The 25,519-nt window shown below is 54.9% G+C and carries 29 protein-coding genes and 1 riboswitch; of the genes, 14 read left to right on the top strand and 15 right to left on the bottom strand.

Going from position 1 to position 25,519, the window contains the following annotated elements; translation table 11 throughout:
* Positions 1 to 11 precede the first annotated feature (11 nt).
* Entirely contained in the window at positions 12 to 200 is a 189-nt protein-coding gene (locus GHN86_RS11850; RefSeq protein WP_153378814.1) for a CbtB domain-containing protein, read from the bottom strand.
* 96 nt (positions 201 to 296) lie between these two features.
* Positions 297 to 512, bottom strand: a riboswitch (cobalamin riboswitch).
* A gap of 27 nt (positions 513 to 539) precedes the next feature.
* Entirely contained in the window at positions 540 to 920 is a 381-nt protein-coding gene (locus tag GHN86_RS11855) for a response regulator (protein WP_153378892.1), read from the bottom strand.
* Positions 921 to 1,118: 198 nt separating this feature from the next.
* Here GHN86_RS11855 and GHN86_RS11860 point away from each other — a divergent pair, with 198 nt between their 5' ends.
* The 5 genes from GHN86_RS11860 (at position 1,119) to GHN86_RS11880 (ending at position 7,620) form a co-directional block, all read left to right on the top strand.
* Positions 1,119 to 4,586, top strand: coding sequence for a response regulator (locus GHN86_RS11860; protein WP_153378813.1), 3,468 nt, complete (start codon positions 1,119 to 1,121; stop codon positions 4,584 to 4,586).
* The gene (locus tag GHN86_RS11865; RefSeq protein WP_323369294.1) at positions 4,587 to 5,402 is read left to right on the top strand and encodes a protein-glutamate O-methyltransferase CheR; all 816 of its coding nucleotides are present in this window, start codon (positions 4,587 to 4,589) and stop codon (positions 5,400 to 5,402) included.
* On the top strand, positions 5,399 to 5,989 hold the full coding sequence (locus tag GHN86_RS11870) for a chemotaxis protein CheB (RefSeq protein WP_153378812.1): 591 nt from the start codon (positions 5,399 to 5,401) through the stop codon (positions 5,987 to 5,989). The genes GHN86_RS11865 and GHN86_RS11870 overlap by 4 nt, the downstream gene beginning before the upstream one ends.
* Entirely contained in the window at positions 5,980 to 7,176 is a 1,197-nt protein-coding gene (locus GHN86_RS11875) for a hybrid sensor histidine kinase/response regulator (protein ID WP_153378811.1), read from the top strand. The genes GHN86_RS11870 and GHN86_RS11875 overlap by 10 nt, the downstream gene beginning before the upstream one ends.
* A gap of 66 nt (positions 7,177 to 7,242) precedes the next feature.
* Positions 7,243 to 7,620, top strand: a complete 378-nt coding sequence (locus GHN86_RS11880; protein ID WP_153378810.1) for a response regulator — start codon at positions 7,243 to 7,245, stop codon at positions 7,618 to 7,620.
* 130 nt (positions 7,621 to 7,750) lie between these two features.
* On the opposite strand, the gene eco is transcribed toward GHN86_RS11880, so the two are convergent.
* Positions 7,751 to 8,227 (bottom strand): serine protease inhibitor ecotin, encoded by a 477-nt coding sequence (gene eco / locus GHN86_RS11885; RefSeq protein WP_153378809.1) that lies wholly within the window; start codon positions 8,225 to 8,227, stop codon positions 7,751 to 7,753.
* 214 nt (positions 8,228 to 8,441) lie between these two features.
* Between eco and pgm the strand changes: the two genes are divergently transcribed.
* Complete coding sequence (gene pgm / locus GHN86_RS11890; RefSeq protein WP_153378808.1) at positions 8,442 to 10,082, top strand: phosphoglucomutase (alpha-D-glucose-1,6-bisphosphate-dependent); 1,641 nt, start codon at positions 8,442 to 8,444, stop codon at positions 10,080 to 10,082.
* Positions 10,083 to 10,114: 32 nt separating this feature from the next.
* Here pgm and GHN86_RS11895 read toward each other — a convergent pair whose 3' ends face one another.
* The 3 genes from GHN86_RS11895 to GHN86_RS11905 all read right to left on the bottom strand — a co-directional run bounded on the left by GHN86_RS11895 (position 10,115) and on the right by GHN86_RS11905 (position 12,034).
* Positions 10,115 to 10,597, bottom strand: a complete 483-nt coding sequence (locus GHN86_RS11895; RefSeq protein ID WP_153378807.1) for a YbaK/EbsC family protein — start codon at positions 10,595 to 10,597, stop codon at positions 10,115 to 10,117.
* Between the two features lie 74 nt (positions 10,598 to 10,671).
* Positions 10,672 to 11,682 (bottom strand): NAD(P)-dependent alcohol dehydrogenase, encoded by a 1,011-nt coding sequence (locus tag GHN86_RS11900; protein WP_323369292.1) that lies wholly within the window; start codon positions 11,680 to 11,682, stop codon positions 10,672 to 10,674.
* A 55-nt stretch (positions 11,683 to 11,737) separates the two neighbouring features.
* On the bottom strand, positions 11,738 to 12,034 hold the full coding sequence (locus GHN86_RS11905) for an ArsR/SmtB family transcription factor (RefSeq protein WP_019822791.1): 297 nt from the start codon (positions 12,032 to 12,034) through the stop codon (positions 11,738 to 11,740).
* Positions 12,035 to 12,187: 153 nt separating this feature from the next.
* Between GHN86_RS11905 and hemB the strand changes: the two genes are divergently transcribed.
* A complete protein-coding gene (gene hemB, locus GHN86_RS11910) occupies positions 12,188 to 13,162 on the top strand; it encodes a porphobilinogen synthase (protein WP_153378806.1) in 975 nt (324 codons plus the stop codon).
* Positions 13,163 to 13,167: 5 nt separating this feature from the next.
* Here hemB and GHN86_RS11915 read toward each other — a convergent pair whose 3' ends face one another.
* Positions 13,168 to 14,103, bottom strand: coding sequence for a LysR family transcriptional regulator (locus tag GHN86_RS11915; protein WP_153378805.1), 936 nt, complete (start codon positions 14,101 to 14,103; stop codon positions 13,168 to 13,170).
* Between the two features lie 426 nt (positions 14,104 to 14,529).
* On the opposite strand from GHN86_RS11915, the gene GHN86_RS11920 reads away from it, so the two are divergent.
* Positions 14,530 to 15,828, top strand: a complete 1,299-nt coding sequence (locus GHN86_RS11920; RefSeq protein WP_323369971.1) for a Wzz/FepE/Etk N-terminal domain-containing protein — start codon at positions 14,530 to 14,532, stop codon at positions 15,826 to 15,828.
* A gap of 9 nt (positions 15,829 to 15,837) precedes the next feature.
* Here GHN86_RS11920 and modC read toward each other — a convergent pair whose 3' ends face one another.
* From modC to GHN86_RS11950, 6 genes are all read right to left on the bottom strand, one after another.
* Positions 15,838 to 16,896, bottom strand: a complete 1,059-nt coding sequence (modC, locus tag GHN86_RS11925; RefSeq protein WP_153378890.1) for a molybdenum ABC transporter ATP-binding protein — start codon at positions 16,894 to 16,896, stop codon at positions 15,838 to 15,840.
* Between the two features lie 32 nt (positions 16,897 to 16,928).
* Entirely contained in the window at positions 16,929 to 17,609 is a 681-nt protein-coding gene (modB, locus tag GHN86_RS11930; protein WP_153378803.1) for a molybdate ABC transporter permease subunit, read from the bottom strand.
* The gene (gene modA / locus GHN86_RS11935; RefSeq protein WP_153378802.1) at positions 17,610 to 18,377 is read right to left on the bottom strand and encodes a molybdate ABC transporter substrate-binding protein; all 768 of its coding nucleotides are present in this window, start codon (positions 18,375 to 18,377) and stop codon (positions 17,610 to 17,612) included.
* Between the two features lie 122 nt (positions 18,378 to 18,499).
* Positions 18,500 to 19,156: a DNA oxidative demethylase AlkB gene (gene alkB, locus GHN86_RS11940; RefSeq protein WP_153378801.1), complete on the bottom strand. Its 657-nt coding sequence runs from the start codon at positions 19,154 to 19,156 to the stop codon at positions 18,500 to 18,502.
* Between the two features lie 2 nt (positions 19,157 to 19,158).
* Complete coding sequence (locus GHN86_RS11945) at positions 19,159 to 19,335, bottom strand: hypothetical protein (protein WP_153378800.1); 177 nt, start codon at positions 19,333 to 19,335, stop codon at positions 19,159 to 19,161.
* 36 nt (positions 19,336 to 19,371) lie between these two features.
* Positions 19,372 to 19,674, bottom strand: coding sequence for a DUF1883 domain-containing protein (locus GHN86_RS11950; RefSeq protein WP_003445729.1), 303 nt, complete (start codon positions 19,672 to 19,674; stop codon positions 19,372 to 19,374).
* Between the two features lie 207 nt (positions 19,675 to 19,881).
* On the opposite strand from GHN86_RS11950, the gene GHN86_RS11955 reads away from it, so the two are divergent.
* On the top strand, positions 19,882 to 20,232 hold the full coding sequence (locus GHN86_RS11955) for a hypothetical protein (protein WP_153378799.1): 351 nt from the start codon (positions 19,882 to 19,884) through the stop codon (positions 20,230 to 20,232).
* 85 nt (positions 20,233 to 20,317) lie between these two features.
* On the opposite strand, the gene GHN86_RS11960 is transcribed toward GHN86_RS11955, so the two are convergent.
* Positions 20,318 to 20,599 carry a hypothetical protein gene (locus tag GHN86_RS11960; RefSeq protein ID WP_153378798.1) on the bottom strand — a complete coding sequence of 94 codons (282 nt, stop codon included), beginning with the start codon at positions 20,597 to 20,599 and terminating at the stop codon, positions 20,318 to 20,320.
* Between the two features lie 26 nt (positions 20,600 to 20,625).
* Complete coding sequence (locus GHN86_RS11965; RefSeq protein ID WP_153378797.1) at positions 20,626 to 20,817, bottom strand: hypothetical protein; 192 nt, start codon at positions 20,815 to 20,817, stop codon at positions 20,626 to 20,628.
* A gap of 281 nt (positions 20,818 to 21,098) precedes the next feature.
* Between GHN86_RS11965 and galU the strand changes: the two genes are divergently transcribed.
* The 5 genes from galU (at position 21,099) to GHN86_RS11990 (ending at position 25,515) form a co-directional block, all read left to right on the top strand.
* Positions 21,099 to 21,938 (top strand): UTP--glucose-1-phosphate uridylyltransferase GalU, encoded by an 840-nt coding sequence (gene galU / locus GHN86_RS11970; RefSeq protein ID WP_122782721.1) that lies wholly within the window; start codon positions 21,099 to 21,101, stop codon positions 21,936 to 21,938.
* 133 nt (positions 21,939 to 22,071) lie between these two features.
* Complete coding sequence (gene gorA, locus GHN86_RS11975; RefSeq protein WP_153378796.1) at positions 22,072 to 23,430, top strand: glutathione-disulfide reductase; 1,359 nt, start codon at positions 22,072 to 22,074, stop codon at positions 23,428 to 23,430.
* Between the two features lie 311 nt (positions 23,431 to 23,741).
* A complete protein-coding gene (locus tag GHN86_RS11980; protein WP_153378795.1) occupies positions 23,742 to 24,347 on the top strand; it encodes an SCO family protein in 606 nt (201 codons plus the stop codon).
* Positions 24,348 to 24,375: 28 nt separating this feature from the next.
* Entirely contained in the window at positions 24,376 to 24,837 is a 462-nt protein-coding gene (locus GHN86_RS11985) for a copper chaperone PCu(A)C (protein ID WP_153378794.1), read from the top strand.
* Between the two features lie 186 nt (positions 24,838 to 25,023).
* Positions 25,024 to 25,515, top strand: coding sequence for a GNAT family N-acetyltransferase (locus GHN86_RS11990; protein WP_153386645.1), 492 nt, complete (start codon positions 25,024 to 25,026; stop codon positions 25,513 to 25,515).
* Positions 25,516 to 25,519 lie beyond the last annotated feature (4 nt).

The raw sequence follows: 25,519 nt of genomic DNA on the forward strand, positions 1-25,519 counted from the left end.
GGCAGACGCTCTCAATGGCACGGAAATGCAGAGCTGTGACGGGTGTCATGGGCAGCATTGTGAACTGCATCGATGTGTGAGAAACCGGCAAAGTAAACGAGCAAAGCCCCCAGCACAGCGGCGCCCACAGCGGCTACGATGCGTTGGCTTTGGGTGGTAGGGGTAGCAACTGCATGGGTGCGGCTGATGCGAGTGGACATGGCGCTTGCCTCGGGTCGGGCGGCGGGCATGTGAGCGCAAGAAAACCCCGCGAACGAAGCTCGCAGGGTTCAACAGCGCCCGCCCACCGCGGGTTTGTCAGTCAAAAAGAACCAGGCCGGTCTCCGGGCTTGCGAGGTGCTCAATGGGCTTGAGCCTGTAAGCATCTCCTTCCCACGCACTGGGCGCAGTGGATTTGATGCTTCTCTCGCTTACCGTTGCGGGGGCAGCGCCGGACTTGTCAGCAGATCAATGCCTGACGCACCGGTTTCCCGTTTCACCCTGTGAAGGGCACCTGATACAAGGCGCTTAGGAAAACACAGCAATACGGGAAGGTCAATTCAAGGAAGGGCGCGTGTTTCAGAATCGAGGATGCCTGTCACCTTGTCGCGTAACTGGTTAATGGAGAAAGGTTTGCCAATCAAATGCACCCCCTCCGACAGTTCAAGGGTTTCTGCCAGGCCACTGGCAACCAGCACCGGTAAGTCTTGGCGCAACTGACGGGCTTTGGCTGCCAATTCCTGGCCGTTGAAACCGGGCAGACTGAAATCGGTCATGAGCAGATCGATGCGCGTGTCCAGATTCTCAAGAGAAATCAGGGCCTCTTCAGCGCAATCGGCATCAATCACGTTGAACTCCAGCTCTTCAAGCACGTCTACGATCAGCATTCTGACAATGCTGTCGTCTTCAACCACAAGAATCGTGGAGGCTGTTGCGGGCATAGTCATGATCTCTTCAAGAATTTAAGCGTTGGGCTCATTAGGTGTCGCTCAGGCCTCAACAATGTCAGCAAGAATAGCCTTGTGAAGGTTTAAATTGAATATTTTTGTACGAAATTTCTGTCTTGTGCGTAAGAAATTGGAACTACTCACCGCTAATCCTGCACACTCTCGTTTTTGCTCCCAGTACGGACTCGACACATGAAATCCCCCGCATCCATTGATGAGCGAAGCTTTCGCAAGCTTTTAACTCGAAACATAGGCTTGCCCTTGGCCGTCGGTGTGCTCAGTGCCGTGCTGTTTGTGGTGATGATCAGTTACCTGTTGTCGGTGATCCGCTGGGTCGAACACAGCGATCGCGTCATTACCAATGCCAATGAGGCCGCCAGACTCACGATTGACCTGGAAACAGGGATGCGTGGCTATCTGATCACCGGCGACGAGCACTTTCTTGACCCTTATGTCGTTGCCAAGCCGCAAATCGTTGCGCAATTACAAAGCTTGCAAGAATTGGTCAGTGATAACCCGCAGCAAGTCGACCGTCTCAAGCGCCTGGAAGCCTTGCAGCGGGAATGGGCTCTTTACGCACAGTCGATGGTCGACTTGCGTCGTCAGAGCGGTGACTACAAGGCGGCAGTACAGTCCGGTCGGGGCAAGCGCCTGACCGACGAGATACGTAAGGAATACGACGATTTTATCGGGATGGAACAGCAGTTACGGGTGGCGCGCAGCGATGAGGTCAGCCAGACAACCGTTATCAGTATCAGCCTTTATCTACTTTTTATTCTAGGACTCAGTGTCTTTCTTGCGTATGTAGGTCGTCGCGATTTAATTAATCTTTCAGAAAGTTATAAGAGAAACTTCGAGTCATACATTAAGACTGCTGAACGTCTGGAGCGCCAAGCATGGTTGCGCAACGGGCAGACTGAGCTGGCTGAGCAAGTGCTGGGGCGTCTGACCCTGAACATGCTGGGACGTAATATTTTGCAGTTCTGCGCTCAGTATCTGGGCAGTGTGGTGGGCGCCGTTTATGTGCGCGAAGACCATGGCGGACTCAAGCGAGTTGCCAGTTATGGCCTTTCCAATGAGCAAGAATCCCGTGATCAGGTGATTCACAATGATGAAGGGCTAGTGGGTCAGGCGGCTCAACAAGATCAGTTGATTCGCTTGGACAATGTGCCGCAAGACTACTTTTTGAAGGTGAGTTCCGGTCTGGGTGAAGGTTTGCCGCGCAGTGTGCTCGTGGTGCCCACCAGCGATGATGATCGGGTTAATGGCGTGATTGAGCTGGGCTTCCTCAGAACGCTGACCGAGCGCGATGTGGAGCTGTTTGAGTTGATCGCTGACAACATTGGCACCTCAATTGAGGCCGCGCGCTATCGCCAGCGCCTGCAAGAGGTGCTGGCCGAGACACAGCAGCTCAATGAAGAACTGCAAGTGCAGCAGGAAGAACTTAAAACGGCTAACGAAGAGCTGGAAGAGCAGTCGCAAATCCTCAAGGAGTCGCAGACTAATCTTGAGACCCAGCAGGCTGAGCTGGAACAGACCAACGAAGAGTTGGCCGGCCAGCGCGACGCGATGGACCGCAAGAATAAAGAACTGAATGAGGCTCAAATACAGCTTGAGGAACGCGCGCAGGAGCTGCAGCGTTCCAGCAAGTACAAGTCAGAGTTCCTGGCCAATATGTCCCATGAGCTGCGCACGCCGCTGAACAGCTCATTAATTTTGGCAAAACTGCTGTCTGAAAACTCTCACGGCAACCTTTCCGGTGAGCAGGTCAAATTCGCCGAGTCGATTTACTCGGCCGGCAATGACTTGCTTAACCTGATCAATGACATTCTGGATATTTCAAAAGTCGAGGCTGGCAAGCTTGAAGTGTTGCCCGAGAACACCAGCGTGGCACGGGTGGTCGAGGGCTTGCGCGGGATGTTTGAGCCGTTGGCCGGGGACAAGGGGCTGACGCTCAAGGTTGAAGTTCAACCCGGCACGCCGCCCATGCTCTACACCGATAGCCAGCGTCTGGAGCAAATCCTCAAGAACTTACTGTCCAACGCGATCAAGTTCACCGAAAAAGGTCAGGTCAGCCTCACCGTTGCGCAGGCTCCGGGCGAAAGGATTGCTTTCATCGTGAAGGATTCCGGGATTGGTATTGCCGAGGATCAACAGGAAAGCATCTTCGAGGCATTTCGTCAGGCGGATGGCACCACCAATCGTCGTTATGGCGGCACCGGCCTGGGGTTATCGATTTCACGTGATCTGGCGACCTTGCTTGGCGGCACCATCAGTGTCAGCAGTACGCCGGGGCAGGGCAGCGAATTTACCCTGAGCATGCCCGAGCAATTTGTCGAACCTGACGAACCAATGGCGCCCAAGGTTGCGCCGCCGGCCAGAGCCGTCTCGGCCAGTGCTGTGTCCAAGCCTGTCGACGTTGCGCCTGTACAGATTCCTCGGTTTGCCGATGACCGGGAAAAAGCGCCGTTCAGCACGCGCTGTATTTTGGTGGTTGAAGACGAGCCGAACTTTGCACGCATCCTCTTCGATCTTGCGCACGAGCTCGGCTATAACTGCCTGGTGGCCCATGGCGCGGATGAAGGCTTTGGGTTAGCCGTCGAGTTCATTCCAGACGCCATTTTGCTGGACATGCGCTTGCCTGATCATTCCGGGTTGACGGTGCTGCAGCGTCTTAAAGCGTCGGCGCCGACCCGGCATATTCCGGTGCACGTGATTTCCGTTGAGGACCGTGTTGAAGCGGCGATGCACATGGGCGCGGTGGGTTATGCGGTCAAACCGACGACCCGCGAAGAACTGAAGAATGTCTTTGCACGGCTTGAGGCAAAGTTGACCCAGAAGGTCAAACGCGTGTTGTTGGTCGAAGACGATGATCTGCAGCGCGACAGCATCGCGCGCTTGATCGGTGATGATGATATCGAAATCACCGCTGTTGGCTTTGCGCAGGAAGCGCTCGATCTGTTGCGCAGCAATATTTACGACTGCATGATCATCGATCTCAAGTTGCCGGACATGCTCGGTGGCGATTTGCTCAAGCGTATGTCGACTGAGGATATTTGTTCTTTCCCGCCTGTCATTGTCTACACCGGGCGCAACCTGACCCGCGATGAAGAAGCTGAACTGCGCAAGTACTCGCGCTCCATCATCATCAAAGGCGCGCGTTCACCTGAGCGTTTGCTCGATGAAGTGACATTATTTCTGCACAAAGTCGAATCTCAGTTGTCCCATGAGCGGCAAACGATGCTCCAGACGGCTCGCAGCCGCGACAAGGTGTTTGAAGGACGCAAGATTTTGCTGGTGGATGACGATGTACGAAACATCTTTGCGCTGACCAGTGCGCTGGAGCACAAAGGTGCCGTCGTCGTGATTGGCCGTAATGGCCGTGAAGCCATCGAACGCCTGAATGAAGTGGAAGACATCGACCTGGTGCTGATGGACGTCATGATGCCGGAGATGGATGGCTATGAGGCCACTATCGAGATTCGCAAAAACCCGCGTTGGCGCAAGCTGCCGATCATTGCCGTGACGGCCAAGGCGATGAAAGACGATCAGGAGCGTTGCCTTCAGGCGGGCACCAACGATTACCTTGCCAAACCGATTGATCTGGATCGTTTGTTCTCTCTGATCCGGGTCTGGCTACCGAAAATGGAACGACTTTAAGTGCATCGAAACACCGACATTGAATTAAGGTTGCTGATCGAAGCGATCTACCTCAAATACAGCTACGACTTTCGTGACTACTCCGGCGCTTCGGTCAAGCGCCGGGTTCTGCACGCAATGCGTCAGTTCGACTGCAATACCATTTCGGCCTTGCAGGAGCGCGTGCTGCATGATCCGACTGCGTTTATGCAGTTGTTGCAGTATTTGACGATTCCGGTCAGTGAGATGTTTCGCGATCCTGAGCACTTCCTGGCCATCCGCCAGGAAGTGGTGCCTATTCTCAAAACCTACCCGTCGCTGAAAATCTGGATTGCCGGGTGCAGCACCGGCGAAGAGGTCTACTCTATGGCCATCTTGCTGCGCGAAGAAGGGCTGTTGGATCGCACCATTATTTATGCCACTGATATCAATCCGCGTTCGCTGGAAAAAGCCAAGCAAGGCATTTTTTCGATGGAAAGCATCCGTGGCTACACCAGTAACTACCAAAAGGCCGGTGGTCAGCGCTCGTTTGCCGATTACTACACGGCGGCTTATGACTACGCCATTTTTGACAAGAGTCTGTGTGAGAACGTGACCTTCGCTGATCACAGCTTGGCCACCGACAGTGTATTTTCAGAAACTAATTTAATTTCATGTCGTAACGTATTGATTTACTTCAATAAAAATCTCCAAAACAGAGCCTTTGGCTTGTTCCATGAGTCGCTCTGTCATCGCGGTTTTCTGATGCTGGGCAGCAAGGAAACCCTGGATTTTTCGGATTACAGCAAAGCGTTTGCACCAGTGCTCAAGCAAGAAAGGATCTACCGAAAGCTATGACCACAGAACTCAGGGCTGTAGACGCGGTAGTGATTGGCGCATCGGCAGGTGGTGTCGAGGCTTTGCTGACACTTTTTGCCGATGTACAACCTGGCTTCAAGTTGCCCGTTATTGTGGTCTTGCATGTGCCCGATGAGCGTCGCAGCCAACTGGCCGCCGTGTTTAACAGTCGTCTGTCGTTGCCGGTCAAGGAAGTCGACGACAAAGAGCCTATTGCGCCGGGCACCTTGTACTTTGCGGCTCCCGGCTATCATGTATCCATAGAACAAGATCACAGTTTTTCATTGAGTCGAGAGGAGCGGGTGCATTATTCCCGTCCCTCGATTGACTACCTTTTTGAGTCTGCAGCTGATGTGTACCAATCGCGTCTGGCTGCGATATTACTCACGGGTGCTAATCAGGACGGAGCTCAGGGGCTGTTATCGGTCAAGTTGCAAGGCGGCTTGACCATCGTGCAAGACCCAACAGAAGCCCATGTGGCCACCATGCCGCATGCCGCGCTGGAGCGCTGCCATCCGGACTTCATCCTTCCTTTGCACGGCATTGCCCGATTGCTCGTCGAGCTGGAACGAATCGAATGCTACTAAGTGAAATTCAAGCCAAGTTGCTGATCGTTGACGATCTGCCAGAAAACTTGCTGGCGCTGGAAGCGTTGATCACACGCGAGGATCGCACGGTTTACAAAGCCCTGTCCGCGGACGAGGCACTGTCGTTGTTATTGCAACATGAGTTCGCGATGGCGATTCTCGATGTTCAGATGCCGGGTATGAATGGCTTTGAACTGGCCGAGTTAATGCGTGGAACCGAAAAAACCAAAAATATCCCCATTGTGTTTGTCAGCGCCGCCGGGCGCGAGATGAACTATGCCTTTAAGGGCTACGAAAGTGGCGCTGTAGATTTCTTGCACAAACCGCTGGATATCCATGCGGTCAAGAGCAAGGTCAATGTGTTTGTCGAGTTGTATCGCCAAAGCAAGGCCATGAAGCACCAGGTCGAAGCACTGGAACAAAGCCGACGTGAGCAGGAAACGCTGCTTGCGCAGCTAAAAGTCACCCAGGGCGAGCTTGAGCATGCAGTTCGCATGCGTGACGACTTTATGTCGATTGTCTCTCATGAGGTGCGTACGCCTCTCAATGGACTGATTCTTGAAACCCAGCTGCGCAAAATGCATCTGGCCCGCGACAATGCTGCTGCATTTTCGATGGACAAAATGCAAGCGATGGTCGACCGCGACGAGCGCCAGATTCAGAGCCTGATCCGCCTGATTGAAGACATGCTGGATGTGTCGCGCATACGCACAGGCAAGCTTTCGATTCGTCCCTCGACGTTTGATTTATCACACACTGTGGCCAATCTGCTGGAAAGCTTCGCAGCGCAAATCAGCGCAGCACAATCGCAGGTCAATTTTACGGTTTGCCAATCGGTGACAGGCCAGTGGGATGAGTTCCGGATAGAGCAGGTGGTATCCAACTTGCTGACCAACGCATTGCGCTATGGCGCCCGCAAACCGGTAGATGTTTCGGTGTATGTCGAGGGAGGCAATGCCATCATTGATGTGAGAGACCAGGGCATTGGCATCAGCGAAGAAAACCAGCAACGCATTTTCCATCAGTTCGAACGGGTTGCCGGGAGCGACGTGGTGAGCGGTCTGGGGTTGGGGTTGTTTATTTCCGAGCAGATCATCGCCGCTCATAACGGCACTATCAGCGTTCACAGCACGTTGGGCGAGGGCGCCCTGTTCAGGGTTAGCCTACCGTTGGTGCAAAAGTCATGAAATGGCCGCAACCTCTGGCTCTGTGTGAGGTCGTAATGGCAGCGATTGTACGGATTAGGGTTTCCCATGAGTGAAGATGCGCAAGATGTTGTTTTGATTGTCGAGGACGATCCCTCGATTCTGATGGTGTTAAGCGCCTATCTGTCGGGTGAAGGCTATCGGGTGTTGCAAGCGGAAAACGGCAAGCAGGCGTTTGATATTTTGGCGAGCAAACCGCACCTGGATTTGATGGTCACCGACTTTCGACTGCCGGGAGGTGTTTCCGGGGTTGATATTGCCGAGCCTGCACTGAAATTGCGCCCTGACCTAAAGGTGATATTTATCAGTGGTTACCCGGCTGAAATTCGTGAAACGGGCAGTCCGATCACTCGCACAGCACCGATTCTGGCCAAACCGTTTGACCTTGATACCTTGCAAGAGCAGATACAAAAACTGTTGGCCTGAGGTGTGCCCCCTTTTTCGGCGAGTGTGAGAGGAATGGGGCGAACTCAACGACCCCGGTAATCTGCGGCCCTGCTACAGGAAGTTGAGTCCAGTAGAGCGAAAAGGGCCGCTGAGCATTTATTTGGGGGGATTACTCGCTAACAGCTTGCTTGATCTGCTTTGAAGCAGACCAAATGCGATAGCGCACTTCAATGTCCTTGGGCACATACACCACAATCGGCAACTTGCTGTTGTACCGCAGCATGAAACCTTCCCCCACTACCGGCACAAATTCAGGGTGCGCCTTGCCTTCCGGGCAGGCCATCATCGTACTCGCCGGGCCTGTCACCTTGTTCAGCCGATACATCGGGTAACCCCAGCCCTCGAGAGTTTTTTCTTCCAGCTTGCCGCCCAGTCGCTGCTGGTTGCAGTCCACCTGCAGGGTTTTTCCTGCAATGATTTGAACCTTGTAATCGTCTTCGTTCTTCTGCTTGGGCAGATAGATAACCTGGCGGCTGAACCCGGTTTCGGCTTTGGGGTAGGGGGCCACGTCTTCCAGTTTGGCCGCGTGGGCTACGCTGCACAGCGCACTCAGTACAAGTGCTGCGCTGATGACGAGTGGTTTCATGGGGTTTCCTTATTCCAGAACATAAATAGGTGATCGACATTAAAAATGTAGGCAGAACGCGGGTGTATTTTCGTCGGCGTGGTGCAGTGAGGCAACGATAAGACTATTTAAGTGCAAAACTCGCCCGTTGTCGGGATAGTTTGCTTTTCGCCAATGTCGAAGTGCCAGTAAACTGTTTTTTTCCTCCGAATCATTATTTTCCCGAGGTTTTTGCATGACACTCAGTCCTTTTGCGGGCAAGCCGGCTCCAGCTCAACTGCTGGTCGATATACCGCGACTGGTGACCGCTTATTACACCGGTCAACCCGATGCCAGCGTTGCCACACAGCGTGTTGCTTTTGGCACATCGGGGCATCGCGGCAGCTCATTTGAGCTGAGCTTTAATGAGTGGCATGTGCTAGCTATCAGTCAGGCTATTTGCCTGTACCGCCAGATGAAAGGCATTGATGGCCCGCTGTTTGTCGGCATTGACACCCATGCGCTGTCGACCCCGGCCGGTGCCAGCGCACTGGAAGTGTTTGCGGCCAATGGTGTCGAAACCATGATTGCGGCGAACGACGAGTACACGCCAACACCCGCTATCTCCCACGCGATCATTTGCTACAACCGTGGCCGCACGTCAGGCCTGGCCGACGGCGTTGTGATTACCCCGTCGCACAACCCGCCGGAAAGCGGTGGTTTCAAATACAACCCGCCTAACGGTGGCCCGGCTGACACCGATGTCACCAAGTGGATCGAAGCCAAGGCCAATGAGTTGCTGGCTGCCCGACTCGCAGGGGTCAAGCGCATCAGTTATGAGCAAGCCCTGAAAGCGGGCACCACGCACCGTCACGACTACCTCAATACCTATGTGGCCGATCTGAAAAACGTAATCGACATGGACACCTTACGGGGTGCCAATTTGCGTTTGGGTGTCGATCCGCTGGGTGGCGCGGGTGTGCGGTACTGGTCAGCCATTGGCGAGCACTATGGGTTGAACCTTGAAGTCGTCAATACCTCAGTAGATCCAACGTTCCGTTTTATGTGTGTTGACTGGGATGGACGCATCCGCATGGACCCGTCTTCCAGCTACGCGATGCAAGGCTTGATTGGGCTTAAAGAGCGCTTCGACGTGGCGTTCGCTTGCGACCCGGACCATGACCGCCATGGCATTGTCACGCCATCGGGTGGCTTGTTGGCACCCAACAGTTACCTGGCAGTGTCGATCGACTACCTGTTCAACCACCGCCCACAGTGGCGTTCGGATGCCGCCGTCGGCAAAACCGTGGTCAGCAGTGGTTTGATTGATCGGGTGAGTACGCGCCTCGGACGTCGATTGTATGAAGTGCCGGTGGGCTTTAAATGGTTCGCTGATGGTTTGTTCGAAGGTTCGCTGGGTTTTGGTGGAGAGGAGAGCGCGGGTGCTTCGTTCTTGCGTCTGGACGGCAGCGTCTGGTCGACCGACAAGGATGGCTTGATTCCGTCACTTCTGGCCGCTGAAATGACCGCGCGGACGGGACGTGACCCTGCGCAGCTGTATCAAAAAATGACCGAGGATCTGGGTCGGCCGTTTTCGACGCGAGTGGATGCCAAAGCCACCCCGCAGCAAAAAGCCCTGCTCAGCAAGTTATCGCCCGAACAAGTCAAGTCGACTCATTTGGCAGGCGAAACCATTACGCAAATCCTCAGCCATGCGCCCGGCAACAATCAGGCGATTGGCGGTCTGAAGGTGATGACTGAAAACGGTTGGTTCGCGGCACGACCGTCAGGCACTGAAGATATTTACAAGATTTACGCCGAAAGCTTTATTGGCGATGAGCACCTCGCCCGCCTGGTCGAAGAAGCTCAAGTGCTGGTGGATGCGGCCATCTCCTAACGCTCCTGCTCAGTCTGTCCCTGGCAACAGGGTCAGGCTGTGCCTGGAACTGTTATGTCCTGACAGACATCGACCCATTGCGCCTCAACCAGCTCTGCCATACGGTTTGGGCAAATACGCACAGCCGTATGAGTGGCGCCTGCTGCGGGCATCACTTCATCGAAGGCCTTGAGTGAGATGTCGCAATAAATGGCCAGTTCAGTCGCCAACCCGAAGGGGCAGACACCGCCCACCGGGTGACTGGTAAGGGCTACGACGGTCTCGGCATCGAGCATTTTTGCTTTGCTGCCCAAGGCGTTCTTGATTTTCTTGTTATCAATGCGGGCGTCACCGCGTGCGACCAGCAGCACGTTGCGATCCCCTGCGCGAAAAGCCAGAGTCTTGGCGATTTGACCGGGTTCAACCCCGTGGGCCTCCGCCGCCAAGGCCACTGTGGCGGTGCTGGTGGCCAACTCGATGATGTGCAAGTCTGGGGCATTGGCGTTAAAGAACGCGCGGACCGATTCAAGGCTCATAGACAATCTCGGGTAAAAGCCGAAATCTAAAGAAGAGGGTGGCGCACTGTCAATGCGCCACCTGTGTCGCGGTATCAGATGTCCAGCACGATTTTGCCGAAGTGCTGGTTGGTTTCCTGATATTTGAACGCTTCTACCATGTCGGTCAGCGGGAAGTGACGGTCAATGATCGGGCGCATGCCGTTGGCATTGATCGCGCGGATCATGTCCTGCTGCTGGGTGCGGCTGCCGACCAGCACGCCTTGCAGGCGCACTTGCTTGACCAGCGCCGGAACAAAGTCCATTGATCCGGATACGCCACTCAAGATACCGATCACCGAAATATGCCCGGCCACTCGTACGGCAATCATCGACTGCTCAAGGGTCGAAGGCCCGCCCACTTCGATCACATGGTCAACACCACGGCCGCCGGTAAGTGCGCGTGCGGTCGCGCCCCATTGGGTGTCTTTGCGATAGTTGATGACGTGATCAGCGCCCAGGGCTTTCAGGCGCTCAAGTTTTGCGTCGCTGGAGGAGGTCGCAATGACAGTGGCGCCCGCCATTTTGGCGAATTGCAGAGCGAATATCGAAACCCCGCCAGTGCCCTGAATCAACACGGTGTCACCCGGTTTGAGGGAGTCATCGGCCATCAGCGCACGCCAGGCAGTCAAGCCAGCCGTGGTCAGGGTGGACGCTTCGGCGTGGCTATAACCCACCGGTGCCAGGGTGAAGGCGGTGGCTTTAGCAGTGACTTGTTCACGGGCATAGCCGTCGATCCCGTCGCCGGGCACGGTCACAAACCCTTCAACCAGCGGTGTGCCGTCGATCCACTCCGGGAAGAAGGTGCTCACGACTGAATCGCCCACCTTGAATTCAGTGACGTCGCTGCCTACCGCAATGACTTCGCCCGCACCATCCGCCATCGGGATCCGCTGTTCGGTCGGTCCCCACATGCCGCTTACAACAGCAAAGTCGTGGTAGTTCAGAGAGTTAGCGTGCAAACGTACAGTGATTTCACCATTGGCAGGGGCGCGAACCTCGCTGCTGCCTACGACAACATTGTCATAGCCGCCACCGGGTTTAACGAAGATGGTTTTAGTGTTCACAGGATTTCCTCTGTTTTTTCACATTACGCAAAATGACGAAATGAAAGGGTAAAAGTTACAACTCGATTTTCAGCCTAGCCGCAAAGTCATCAATCGCCTGCTCGTTGCGTCGGTAGTACGTCCATTTGCCAATGCGGGTGGTCAGTACAAAACCGGCCCGTTGCAAGATGGCCAAGTGCGCAGAAGCGGTTGACGGTGATAGACCTGCCTTGTGCTGCAAATGGGTGACACACACACCGATGGCAGGATCACCGTGATCCTGAGGCGGGAAATTACTGAGTGGGTCTTTGAGCCACTCCATCATTTGCATGCGAGTGTCATTGCCCAGCGCTTTGAGCTGTTCGAGTATCATGGGTGGCGATGCTACGCTTTTTTACGAAATGTTCAACGTCCATGCCGTGCCCCGTGACAACCCGCCGCAGCCAGGGCGGATATTTTGCATTTGCAGGTTCAATCCTGTATTTGTTGCGCCATCAAGCCTTCAACCTGCCCATCAGGAACCATGATGCCTAGCCAGTTCCCTTCTGTTCGTCCCCGCCGCCTGCGCCGCACACAAACACTGCGCGACCTGTTTCAGGAAACCGAATTCAGCCTGAACGATCTGGTGCTGCCGATCTTTGTCGAAGAAGAAATTGACGATTTTGTGCCGATCACCAGCATGCCGGGTGTGATGCGCATCCCCGAGTCGAAACTGGCCGGTGAGATCGAGCGTTATGCCCGTGCCGGTATCAAATCGGTAATGGCCTTTGGCGTGTCGCACCATCTGGATGCCACCGGCAGTGACGCGTGGCGTGAAGATGGGCTGGTCTCGCGTATGGCCCGTATCTGCAAGGATGCGGCGCCTGAAATGATCGTGATGAGTGACACCTGCTTTTGCGAGTACACCTCTCACGGCCATTGCGGCGTTATGCACGATCACGGCGTTGACAACGACGCGACCCTGATCAATCTTGGCAAGCAAGCGGTGGCCGCGGCAGCGGCAGGGGCCGACTTCATCTCTCCATCGGCCGCGATGGACGGTCAAGTTCAGGCCATTCGCAGCGCGCTCGATGCGGCCGGTTTTATTGATACCTCAATCATGGCGTACTCCACCAAGTTCGCATCGGCCCTCTATGGCCCGTTCCGCGAGGCGGGCGGCAGCGCATTGAAGGGCGATCGCAAGTCTTACCAGATGAACCCGCTCAATCGTCGCGAAGCCATTCGCGAGTCGCTGCTTGATGAGCAGGAAGGCGCAGACGTGCTGATGGTCAAACCGGCAGGAGCGTACCTGGACATCATCCGTGACGTGCGCGAAGCTTCGCGCTTGCCACTGGCGGCGTATCAAGTGAGCGGTGAGTACGCGATGATCAAATTCGGTGCCATGGCCGGTGCTATCGATGAAGCCCGCGTGGTGCGTGAAACGCTGGGTTCAATCAAGCGTGCAGGTGCGGACATGATCCTCACCTACTTTGCAATGGATCTGGCGTTGCAGGGGATTTAAGCCCCTCAAGCCCAGTGCGCCGGGTCATCGACGATGGCCTGGTGCTGCTCTAGTACCTTGGGTATTTCCTGCTTCAAGAACTCGACCCACGTGCGGACTTTGGCATCCAGAAAGCGACGAGAAGGGTAGAGCGCGAAGATGCTTTTTTCGTGCAATCGGTAGTGTGGCAGCACACGCACCAATGACCCTCGCTGATAGGAATCCACAGCCACATAATCGGGCAATAGACAGACTCCCAGACCGGCTTGAGCCGCCTGAGCCATGGCTTCGGCAACGTTAACCTGAAACACATTCCCCGGGCGAATTGACTGCTCGCCGTGTTCATCGCGAAAGGTCCAGCTGTCGGTGAACAGAGGGTCAACCAGGTGCAGGCAACGATGCTGATTCAGGTCTGCGGGCGTTTGCGGCACTCCGTGACTCTGCAGATAAGAAGGGGCTGCGCTGATCACGCTGAAGATGCTGCCCAGCGGCTGGCCAATCATCTCTGAGTCGGGCAGTTCCCCCGACAATGTAATCACTACATCGTGACCTTCCTCCAGCAAGTCCGGTTGGCGTTGAGACAGCGTCAAGTCAATGTTGACCTGCGGATACAGCTTCACATAGCGGGCCACCAGGGGTGCGAGCAGTTGAATTCCCAAGCCTGTGGTGGACTGCACTCGCAAGTGCCCGCGCGGTATCAAGTGGGCGCCTGCGGCTTCGGCATTGGCATCCTCGATTTCGCCGAGAATCAAGCGGCATCTTTCCAGATAGCGTGTGCCCACCTCGGTCAGTGCCAGGCGTCGAGTGCTGCGTTGCAGCAAGCGTGCCTGCAGCGAGGACTCCAGCTCCGAGAGCAAGCGTGATGTCTGCGCTGTTGAATAGCCAAGCGCCTGTGCCGCAGCCGTAAAGCTGCCGGTCTCGACTACGCGTACGAACACGCGCATCGCCTGGTGAATGTCCATGCTAATGATGACTCCGCGAGAAGCTTTATTTTTTGTGGCGGCGATCATTACACAGACTGTAGAAGGATGCCCCTTTCCCGAGTGTATTCTTGCGCCGGTTCAGCGCGAAGCAGCGTACGGATGCACTGGAAACAACTCACTAATGCTCAATGGGTAACAACTCGAATGGGTGTTTTTCAACCCATGAAAAACGTTAGCAACCCCACAGCGGATGTGTAAAAAATATCCTAAATTAATGTAGGAAATATCATTGAAAAATGTGAGATTAAGACTTTAATAAAATAAGGGGTGATATCACTGTGATATTGCTTTGTTGTGCTGCCAAGTGATTGATTGTTAACTCAGGGACTTTTTTAGCGCTTTCCCTGTCTGACATGTACTTGAATTTGCTTGCCCTTTTCTTTTTAGAACAGCCAAGCTCTGAACGTGCCAAAACGGTTCACATACAGGGAGCTATTTTTGAAGACTACTGAACATCCGCGTGCTCACGCAGAAATTGATGTGCTGGACCTGTTTCACTCGTTTTGGCAACAGAAGGTATTGATAGCCGCTACTACTGCCGCCGTGGCAGCGATTGCTGTGGGTTATGTCCTTGTCGCACAACCCGTTTATCAGGCCAGTACTCTACTGCGCCCTGCAGCCATCAATGAGCTTGATGCCCTGAACCGCTCTGAGGTCTACACCCTTCCTCCGGCAGAGGCCCTGCTCAAAGTCGGTGCATCCCTGGACTCTTACGAGACGCGGCTTAATTACTTTCGCGCACACCCGGACTTATTTGAGCCGCTTGAAAAAAAGGGCCTGTCGCCTGAGCAAAGCTTTGAGTTGTTTAATCGGGATGCCATCAACTTGATTCGCCCTGATCCCAAGTCGGGGGACGTGAGTTCTTTTTTAAAGTTACAGCTGACTTATCCTGATTCTGTTAATGGTCCGCAGATTCTAAACGGTTTTGTTGAATACGCGATTAATGACCAGCGTGCGCAAATCAGTGCGGATCTAAAAGTAATTATTAATAACCGGCTGCGTGAGCTGGAAGAAAAAATCAACGCTGCCCGTTCCGCCTACCGTTCAGACAAGGATGCCGAAATTGCCGGCCTGGTAGAGGCTGACACCCTGGAAACGGCAAAGCTCAAAGATGAGTTAAAGGCCCTGCGACTGCAGTTAAAGACTGAACGGGAGGATCGTATCGCGCAGTTGCAAGAGGCGATTGCGATTGCCACTTCGTTGGGTATCTCCCAGCCGACAACCCCAGCCGCGATGGCCGCGGCTTCGCAAGGTTCTACTGCGCGAGGTATGCGTACCGAGATCACCTCACAAACCTTGCCCCTGTACTTTATGGGTAGCAAAGCCCTGGAGGCCGAACGTGCCGCTTTGCTCAAGCGGACATCTGACGACTTTACCAACAAAAAAGTGTCGGATATCGCCAAAAAATTGCAGCTGCTGGAGGTTAACCGTCAGGTCGAAATGCTCGGCAAGCGCATGAATGAAGATCTGTTTCTTAAAAATATCGAGCCGCTGCGCGCCGAGGTGGCCCGACTGGGCGGCCTGAATACGGACATGAGCCGATTGGGGCTGGCCAGCATTGATCGCAAGGCGCAAACCCCGCTTGATCCAATGAAGCCGAAAAAAGGACTGATTATAGGAATGGCCGTTGTGCTCGGCCTGCTGTTGGGAATGGGAATTGCAACCGTGCGCTATTTCGTCCGGCTGCGCCGCGAGACCTTGTGAATCTTCGACTCAGACCAACACTGCCGCCGATTTGACCTGCGCCCAGAGCCTTTGACCTGGCTGCAGGCCGAGTTGGTCACGCGAGTAGCGAGTGATACGAGCCAGTAGCGCACTGCCATCTACGTCCAGACGAACCAGTACGTGGGCTTGATTATCCGTCGCCGTTTCGCTGATCACGGTCGCCTGCAAGCTGTTGAGAATGCTGCTGTGCTCGATGCGGTCAAGGCTCAAACTAATATCGCGGGCTTGTATTTTGATGCGCATTGGCCGGCCGATGGCCAACGCCTGGTGCGCGACTTTCAACTGCTGGGCGCTGTGTGGCAGTTGCAGGGTCAGTAGGTGATAGTGCGCATCAAAGGCCGCTACGGTGCCTTGAAGGACGACGCCGGCGTCATCATCGAACGCGAGAGGCAAGTCCAGTCGGGCCAATGTTTCGCCGATAGGGCCACTGGCCAGCGCCTTGCCATGACTGAGCACCACAATATGATCTGCCAAGCGAGCGACTTCATCCTGGGAATGACTGACGTAGAGCACAGGAATATCCAGCTCGGCGTGCAGGCGTTCGAGATACGGGATAATTTCGCGTTTGCGTTGGCTGTCCAGTGCTGCCAGCGGCTCATCCATCAACAGCAGTTTGGGGTTAGTCAGCAGGGCTCGGGCGATTCCGACCCGCTGGCGTTCACCGCCAGATAAGTGCGCCGGATCGCGTTGCATCAGATGAGTGATGCCGAGCAACTCGAACGCACGATCCAGGTCAACCTTACGTTCATGCCGTGGTATCCGCCCCAGACCGAACTCCAGATTGCCACGCACGGACAGATGAGCGAACAGACTGGCCTCTTGAAAGATGTATCCCAGTGCACGCTTGTGTACGGGGACAAACGTGCGCTGTTGGGTGTCTTGCCAGATTTCACCATTGATCTGTACAAACGCCTGAGTGGCGCGCTCAAGCCCGGCGATGCAGCGTAAGCACGTGGTCTTGCCGGAGCCGGAGTGACCATAAAGCGCTGTGACGCCCCGACCCGGTAGTTGCACGTCCAGATCCAGCGAAAAGCCGGGGTAACTCATTTGCAGCCGAACATCTATCTGCGACGCCACATTCAGCTCCAGGTGCTTTGCGATTTGCGACTTGAATAGAGCGCCAACAGCACCAGAAATGAGAACACCAGCATGGCACCGGCCAGCCAGTGCGCTTGCGCGTATTCAAGCGCTTCAACGTGATCGTAAATCTGCACAGAGACCACCCGTGTTTTCTCGGGAATATTGCCGCCGATCATCAGCACGACACCAAATTCACCCACCGTATGGGCAAAGCCCAGAATAGCGGCCGTGATAAAGCCCGGACGTGCCAGTGGCAGGACAACGTTAAAAAAGCAGTCCCAAGGGTTGGCCCGCAAGGTTGCCGCGACTTCAAGCGGCCTTGGCCCGATGGCCGTAAATGCGTTTTGCAAAGGTTGCACGACAAAAGGCATGGAGTAGATAACCGAGCCAATGACCAGCCCGCTGAAGCTGAAGGTCAATGTTCCCAACCCCAGCATCTGCGTCAGTTGCCCGACATAGCCGTGCGGGCCCATTGCCAGCAATAGGTAGAAGCCGATGACGGTCGGCGGTAATACCAGTGGCAAGGCGACGATGGCGCCGATCGGGCCACGCAAGCGTGACCGGGTGTGTGCCAGCCAGAGGGCGATCGGCGTGCCGACCAGCAACAAAATGACGGTGGTCAAAGAGGCCAGTTTGAAGGTCAGCCAGATCGCCGAAAAGTCGGCACTCGAGAGCGGCATTTACAGGTGATAGCCGAAGGATTTGATAATGGCGGCGGCTTTTGGTCCTTTCAGGTACTCGGTCAGCGCTTTGGCAGCTGGGTTGTTCGCGCCTTTCTTGAGAATCACCGCGTCTTGTTTAATCGGATCATGCAAAGCCTCAGGAATGATCCAGGCGGAACCACTGCTGACCTTGCCGTCCTTGTAAATTTGCGACAGAGCCACAAAGCCCAATTGCGCGTTGCCTGTCGATACGAACTGATAAGCCTGGGTAATGTTCTGGCCTTCGACCAATTTGTCTTTGACCTTCTCGGTCAGGCCCATTTTTTCCAATACCTGCGTTGCGGCAAGTCCATAAGGGGCTGCTTTGGGGTTGGCAATAGCCAGATGCTGGTAAGTGCCTTCTTTGAGCACCTGACCCTCCGGGTCGACGTAACCGTCCTTGGCGGACCACAAGGCGAGGGTGCCCACTGCATAGGTAAACCGTGAGCCGGGGACGGTTTCGCCTTCCTTTTCAAGCTTCTCGGGGGTGCTGTCATCGGCTGCCAGAAACACCTCAAAAGGCGCGCCGTTTTTTATTTGCGTATAAAACTGGCCGGTGGCGCCATATGCAGCAATCAGCTTATGCCCGGTATCTTTTTCGAAGTCGTTGGCAATGGCTTGAATCGGTGCCGTGAAGTTGGCTGCCACAGCCACTTGCACGTCATCGGCGCAGGCGGTGCCCACTGTGAAGCTGGTGATCAGTGCCGCAAGCACGGTGGGGGCAAACAGACGAGCGCGAACGAGCATGACAAAACTCCATGTAGAAACGAGGGCAGCCCGGCGTAATTGGGGTGTGTCGGGCGGTAGGAAGATAAACGGTATAAATGGAAATTTATAGCGTTTTGCACCCTGACGCGGCAGCGTCCGGTTCAACCTGCCTGGCGCAGGGTGATATTGACGCGTTGCTCACCCAGCAACGGATGATGGCCGGGTTTAACCGGCAGTACACCGTGATAGCGTAAGCGATCGACACCGCCCCATACCACAATGTCGCCATGAAACACCGAGATGCGTTGGGTCGGGTCGCTGCGTGCGAACCCGCCGAACTGAAAGACAGCGGGTAAACCCAGCGAAACTGATACGACAGGAGCTTCCAGGCACCGCTCGTTTTTGTCCTGATGCAACGACATTTTTGCACCTGGGCAATAGCTGTTGATCAGGCAAGCATCAGGCACAAATGGGTTGAACCCTGCGGCACTGGTGGCTGTTTCAGCCAGCGCCAAAAAGACCTCGGGCATGGCTGGCCAGGGCTGTGCGGTCAACGGATCAACTGGGCTGTAGCGGTAGCCCATGCGGTCGGTTGTCCAGCCCAGAGCGCCACAACTGCTAAGGCGTGCTGACATCGTGTAGCCGCCGGGTGTTTGCATCTGCCGAAAAGGCGATTGGCGTAAGACGGGTGCCAGTGCGGCCAGCAATGAGTCGACCCACGGCAAAGCAAACCCGCGCAACACAACAGCTTGCTCGCCGATACGCTCGAGCCGGTCAGGTTGCTGCAGGTCTTCAACGGCAAATAGGTCGAGCGTCATGCTTAGAGCGGCGTGCTGACTTTTACATTTTCGATCAGATCACCCTGATCATGCATGCGCTCAAGGGCTGCACGCGCTTCTTCATCAGATTTATGGCTCAGATTCACAAACTCGAAACGACGTTCGCCGTTGAGTGTGTATTTGATGACGTATTTTTTAGTCTCGGAAGGTGTGTTCACGCTATATCCTGTATTTAAAGGCTGTGGGCGTCAGGCTTAGCGGAGCTTTGAGCTGGATCGACGGACAATCTTGATGGTCGGCTGGAAGCTCGGCTTGCGGGTGACGCTGATCGCACGGCTGGTGACGGTGTCGATGGTAATGTTCCAGAAGCCTGTGCTCGGCGCCGTGATACGGGCCGGGAAATCCTTGAACGCACCACCGTGATAGGAGTGACGACCGCCATTTTTGAAGCTGCGAAAATGTGCGTCGCTCATCAGGCGAATGTTGCAGGGCTGGGAGCATTCGATGACGACGATATCGTCTTCGTTCAAATGCTCGCGCTGGTGAATAAACTTCATGGGTGCTCCAAAAGGCTGCTGTCGCTAAAAAATCAGCAAGATAACATGTGCTTTAGTACTAACAGGCGTCTAAAGGCGCTTATTATGCCGCGATGCGATATTTCTGACGTAAAATCCTGACAAATCGCCACAGCAAAATCTTTATTCCCTCAATCAGGGAGAAATTTCGGGAATTTACGGTCGTAAGATCTTTAACGGAGAACATTTATGAAGTGGGGCGTTTTGCTGGCGATGCTGGCTTTGGGTGGCTGTGCATCAGTTACGGATATTGAGCAGACGTTACCGACCATGAGTGTGATTTCAGGCAAGAAGCCTGATGCGTACGCTCAGTGCCTGGTGCAGCAGTTGTCTCAGACACGTAAGGCACCGCAGATTGAACCGCATAAAGAAGGGTTACGTATCATCGTCCCGCAAAAGTTGACTTCCAACCCTACTGCCGTGATTGATATCGAAGAGCGTTCGGGTGGCAGCAGCATCAAGGTTTACGAAAGCATGTCGAATGTGCCCGTTAGACCAGGCGACATTCGCAAAGCCGCAACCCATTGTATTTCTGGTTAACAAGACTTCCATCAAGCCCTGTCAGGGCTCTCGGCCTGACGACTGCCTCATGCAGCGTCAGGTAGCCCTGATGCCCCTCACGCGGTTACTTGCACACGACCACGATATTTCGGCTGTTGAAATTGCCTACATCCACGCCAAGGGTCTTTTCGCTGTCCTTGACGGCAGGTGAACCGTCCGTCCCGACAATTGAATAACCGGTGCCTGCGCAAGACGCGTCAGCTTTTTCGTAGCACTTGGCCCACGACATGGCTTCGCCAGAACAGTCTATGCTCAACCCTTGTTTGCCGTCGGCCAAGTAGGTGTTGGATGCAGTGGCACAGCCGCCAAGCGCCAGAAGTGCGAGTAGTGTCAGGGCTTTATTCATTGAGGGTCATCATCGAAAGTGGGAGGTCAGGATTTACTTTTGCCCTTGCGGGCGGGTGCTGCGGGCTGATCCTGAAACACAGAAGCCACCTCGATGGCTGACTGTTCCGAGGTAAAAGGGCCCGCCACGTTTTCATCTGAAGCATCGGCAATCCACCATTGGTCTGTGCCGACTTGTTTGATCAGGTAGCCATTGATGATGTTTGTTGGAACTGACATGGAGCGTAGGCCTTGTTGGCAGGGAAATTGGCGCAATAATAGCGCCTATTACCCATCGCCGGCGGCTTATATGGCACGTTGCCCCTACCGATGAGCAGACCGGGAGGCGGCGTCATAGGTTCAATAAACCCGTGCTGAATATGAAAAAAACGTAATAAATGAACTAACTGGCACTAATTTTCTCTATGAGAGATCAGTTTGCTATCAGGGGCCATTGTAACGCTGCAGCCGCCTGATTAGACTGCGCCAAATTCGAACGTACAGCCCTTTAAAGGACTCATATGATCAAGAAATGCTTGTTCCCAGCAGCCGGTTACGGCACTCGCTTTTTGCCAGCGACCAAAGCCATGCCTAAAGAAATGCTGCCGGTGGTGAACAAGCCACTGATCCAGTACGGGGTTGAGGAAGCGCTGGATGCCGGCCTGAACGAAATCTCCATCGTGACAGGGCGCGGCAAACGCGCACTTGAAGACCACTTTGACATCAGCTACGAGCTGGAAAACCAGATCAAGGGCACTGATAAAGAGAAGTACCTGGTCGGCATCCGTCGTCTGCTGAGCGAGTGCTCGTTCTCGTACACCCGTCAAACTGAAATGAAAGGCTTGGGTCACGCTATTTTGACGGGCCGCCCGTTGATCGGCGATGAACCCTTCGCCGTCGTACTGGCGGACGACCTGTGCGTTAACCTGGAAGGCGACGGCGTTCTGACGCAAATGGTCAAGTTGTACAACCAGTACCGCTGCACCATCATCGCTATTCAAGAAGTTGACCCGGCAGAAACCAACAAGTACGGCGTTATCGCTGGTGACCTGATTGGCGATGACCTGTATCGCGTGCGCAACATGGTCGAAAAACCGGCACCGGAAGACGCGCCATCGAATCTGGCCATCATCGGTCGCTACATTTTGACTCCGGATATCTTTGAGCTGATCAAGCAAACCGAGCCGGGCAAAGGCGGCGAAATCCAGATCACCGACGCCCTGATGAAGCAAGCGCAAAACGGTTGCGTTATTGCCTATAAATTCAAAGGCAAGCGTTTCGACTGCGGCGGTGCCGAAGGCTACATCGAAGCGACCAACTTCTGCTTCGAAAACTTCTACAAAACAGGCAAAGCTTACTAACACTGCCTGCGTTGAGTGTGTTTCAAGACCAAGCCACCTCCGGGTGGCTTTGTCGTTTTTTAGCCTTCGGCTAGCCCGGCGCTGGTGAATCGCGTCGGAGCGATTATGCTGTTGGACTTCCTGGGAGAGCGAAATGGCCTACGAATTTGATTTGTTTGTAATTGGTGCAGGTTCCGGTGGCGTGCGTGCTGCACGTTTTGCTGCGGGCTTCGGTGCAAAAGTCGCGGTAGCTGAAAGCCGCTACTTGGGCGGTACGTGCGTCAACGTGGGCTGCGTGCCTAAAAAGCTGTTGGTATACGGCGCTCACTTCGCTGAAGACTTCGAGCAGGCCTCGGGTTTTGGCTGGAGTCTGGGTGAGGCAAGCTTTGACTGGGCGACACTGATCGCCAACAAAGACCGTGAAATCCATCGCCTAAATGGCATCTATCGCAACCTGCTGGTTAACAGCGGCGTCACCTTGATGGAAGGTCATGCCAAAATCACTGGCCCCCACGAAGTGGAAGTGAACGGCCAGCGTCACAGCGCCAAGCATATTTTGATTGCGACTGGTGGCTGGCCGCAGATTCCGCAAATCCCCGGGCATGAGCACGCGATCAGTTCCAACGAGGCGTTCTTCCTCAAAGAATTGCCCAAGCGGGTGTTGGTCGTCGGCGGGGGCTACATTGCCGTGGAGTTCGCCGGGATTTTCCACGGGCTGGGTGCCAAAACGTCCTTGCTGTACCGCGGCGAGATGTTCCTGCGCGGCTTCGACGGGGCAGTGCGCAAACATTTGCACGAAGAGCTGACCAAACGCGGCATGGATGTGCAGTTCAATGCCGATATTGCACGCATCGACAAGGAGCCAGATGGCAGTTTGAAAGCCACGCTCAAAGATGGCCGTGAATTGATCACCGATTGTGTGTTCTATGCCACCGGACGACGTCCGATGCTGGACAACCTTGGCCTGGAAAACACCGGCGTCACACTCGACAAACGCGGTTTTGTTGAAGTTGACGATCTGTATCAAAGCGCTGAGCCATCCATTCTCGCGATCGGCGATGTGATTGGTCGCGTACAGCTGACGCCGGTTGCTCTGGCGGAAGGCATGGCCGTGGCACGGCGCTTGTTCAAGCCTGAGCAATACCGTGCGGTGGACTACAACATGATCCCGACAGCGGTGTTCAGCCTGCCTAACATTGGCACGGTGGGGTTGAGTGAAGAGCAGGCCATCGAAGACGGGCACAAGGTGCAGATATTCGAAAGCAGCTTCCGTCCCATGAAACTGACGCTCACAGAGTGTCAGGAGCGCACCTTGATGAAGCTCGTGGTCGATGCCGACACCGATAAAGTGTTGGGTTGCCACATGGTTGGGCCAGAAGCGGGAGAAATCGTGCAAGGTTTGGCGATTGCCTTGAAAGCAGGCGCCACCAAGCAACACTTCGACGAAACCATCGGCGTTCATCCCACTGCGGCCGAAGAGTTCGTAACCATGCGCACGCCGGTCAATCGTTAAGCGACCCACGCAGCTTCAGGCTTGAGCAGCACAGGTCTGAAGTTTCCTGCTTGATGCCTGCCTGAGACGATTTGTCGCAGGCGGGCCGTGTTGCCCGGTTTTACTGGCTGTAAGAAGCGCGGCGCACTAAATCAGTGCGTGCCCGCCGTGCGGCAAGTCGTTGAGAGTGTTAAATTCGCCCCCCATGTAAAGGTCTACTCCACAGCAATCGTGCGCACAGACCCTTGGGTCGAGCCGCGTACACACCTGCCATCCAATGCGCAGGTTCAAGGCTTCTGAATGCAGTCGAAGTCGCTTAGAGGAACGATGACATGAACGAATTACTGACTCGCCGCCACGTGCTTGCAGGCCTTGGTGTGCTCAGTCTGGGTGTACTGGCGGGCTGCGACATGGGCAGCGGTTTGTCTTACAAGTACGCCAAAGATCTAAGCAATGAGATTCTCGGGCGCAAATTCAAACTGCGCGACGTGGATGGCAACGAAGTGATGCTGGGCAGTTTTCGCGGAATGATGCCGATGATTTTCTTCGGTTTCACTCAGTGCCCTGCGGTCTGCCCGACAGCCCTGGCGCGTGCGGCACAAGCCAAGAAGTTGATGGGGCCGGACGGCGATCGTTTGCAGGTGGTGTTTATCACCCTGGACCCAGAGCGGGACAAACCCGCCATGCTCGATGCTTACGTAAAAGCGTTCGACCCGACCTTTATCTCGCTGTCCGGCACGTTGGAAGAGACTGCCGCCACGGCGAAGGAATTCAAGGTGTTTTACGAGAAGATCCCTACCGGTTCGTCGTATACCCTGTCGCACACGGCCACCAGTTTTGTCTTTGATTCCCGTGGCGTATTGCGCATGGGCTTGTCGCCGTCGCTGTCCGCCAAGCAATGTGCCGAAGACCTGCTGACGGTGATGTCAGTCTGCTGATTTAACGTCCTTTGAATGAGCCAATACCATGAAACCTGTTAAGTATCTAATGTTGTCGTTACTGGGCATGAGTCTGCATGTGTCTGCGCAAACCGTGGTGGATGATGCCTGGGTGCGCGCCACAGTGCCCGGCCAGCCGTCCAGCGGTGCCTTCATGCACATTACTGCCGCCACTGACAGCAAGCTGGTAGAGGTCAAGTCACCTGTCGCCAAGACCGTGCAAATTCATGAGTCGAAGATGGAAAACGACGTGATGAGCATGCAGGCTGTGCCTTCAATCGCCTTGCCGGCGGGCAAAACCGTCAACATTGAGCCTGAGGGCTATCACGTGATGTTGATTGACCTCGTGGGGCAGATCAAAGAGGGCGATAACGTACCGCTGACCCTGATTGTCGAAGACAGCAAAGGGATCAAGGAGTCAATTGAAGTTCAGGCGCAGGCGCGTGCGTTGAACACCATGCCGATGCACGACCATCAGCACATGCACTGAGGCGTGACTGTAGATACCCTTGCGTAGCAGCTGACGAGCAGCGCGAGGCTGCGTTCGGCGATGCAATCGTCGCAAGTCCTGCGATGTCCTGAAGCACCGTATTGAAGGATTTTACGACGGCTTTGCCGCCGATCGCAGCCTCGCGTTGCTCGTCAGCTGCTACAGGATTTGGTGAATACCTTCGACATGATCACGATTGAACAGGTCACTTCAGCGGACGTTCCGCAAACGCTGGAATTTGTCTTGAACGCCCGGGCCGCGCTGTTTCCCAAATTGAGTGCCAGCGGTGTGCCTGCTGATCTGGCTCATTTCGAGCAGACTTATCTTCAGGGCGAGGGCTGCTTTCTGATCGCGCGTCAGCATGGACGCATCGTCGCCTCGATTGGCTATGTGCCCTATGACCATCGCTTCGCGCAACTGGATTACCGGGGGCTCAAGGTGGTAGAGGTGGTGCGCCTGTTTGTACTGCCGCAGTGTCACCGCTCAGGGCTGGCGGGCGCACTCTACGACGCCTTGAAAACCCGTGCTATGGGGGCAGGTGTCGAGCTGATGTATTTGCACACCCACCCGTTTCTGCCCGGTGCCATCGAGTTCTGGCGTCGACAGGGTTTTACCATCACGGATGTAGAAGACGATCCGGTCTGGCAAACGACCCATATGCAGTGCCGTTTGCCGTAGTCCA

Source organism: Pseudomonas helleri (assembly GCF_009600315.1).
In the GTDB taxonomy this organism is placed as follows: domain Bacteria; phylum Pseudomonadota; class Gammaproteobacteria; order Pseudomonadales; family Pseudomonadaceae; genus Aquipseudomonas; species Aquipseudomonas helleri_A.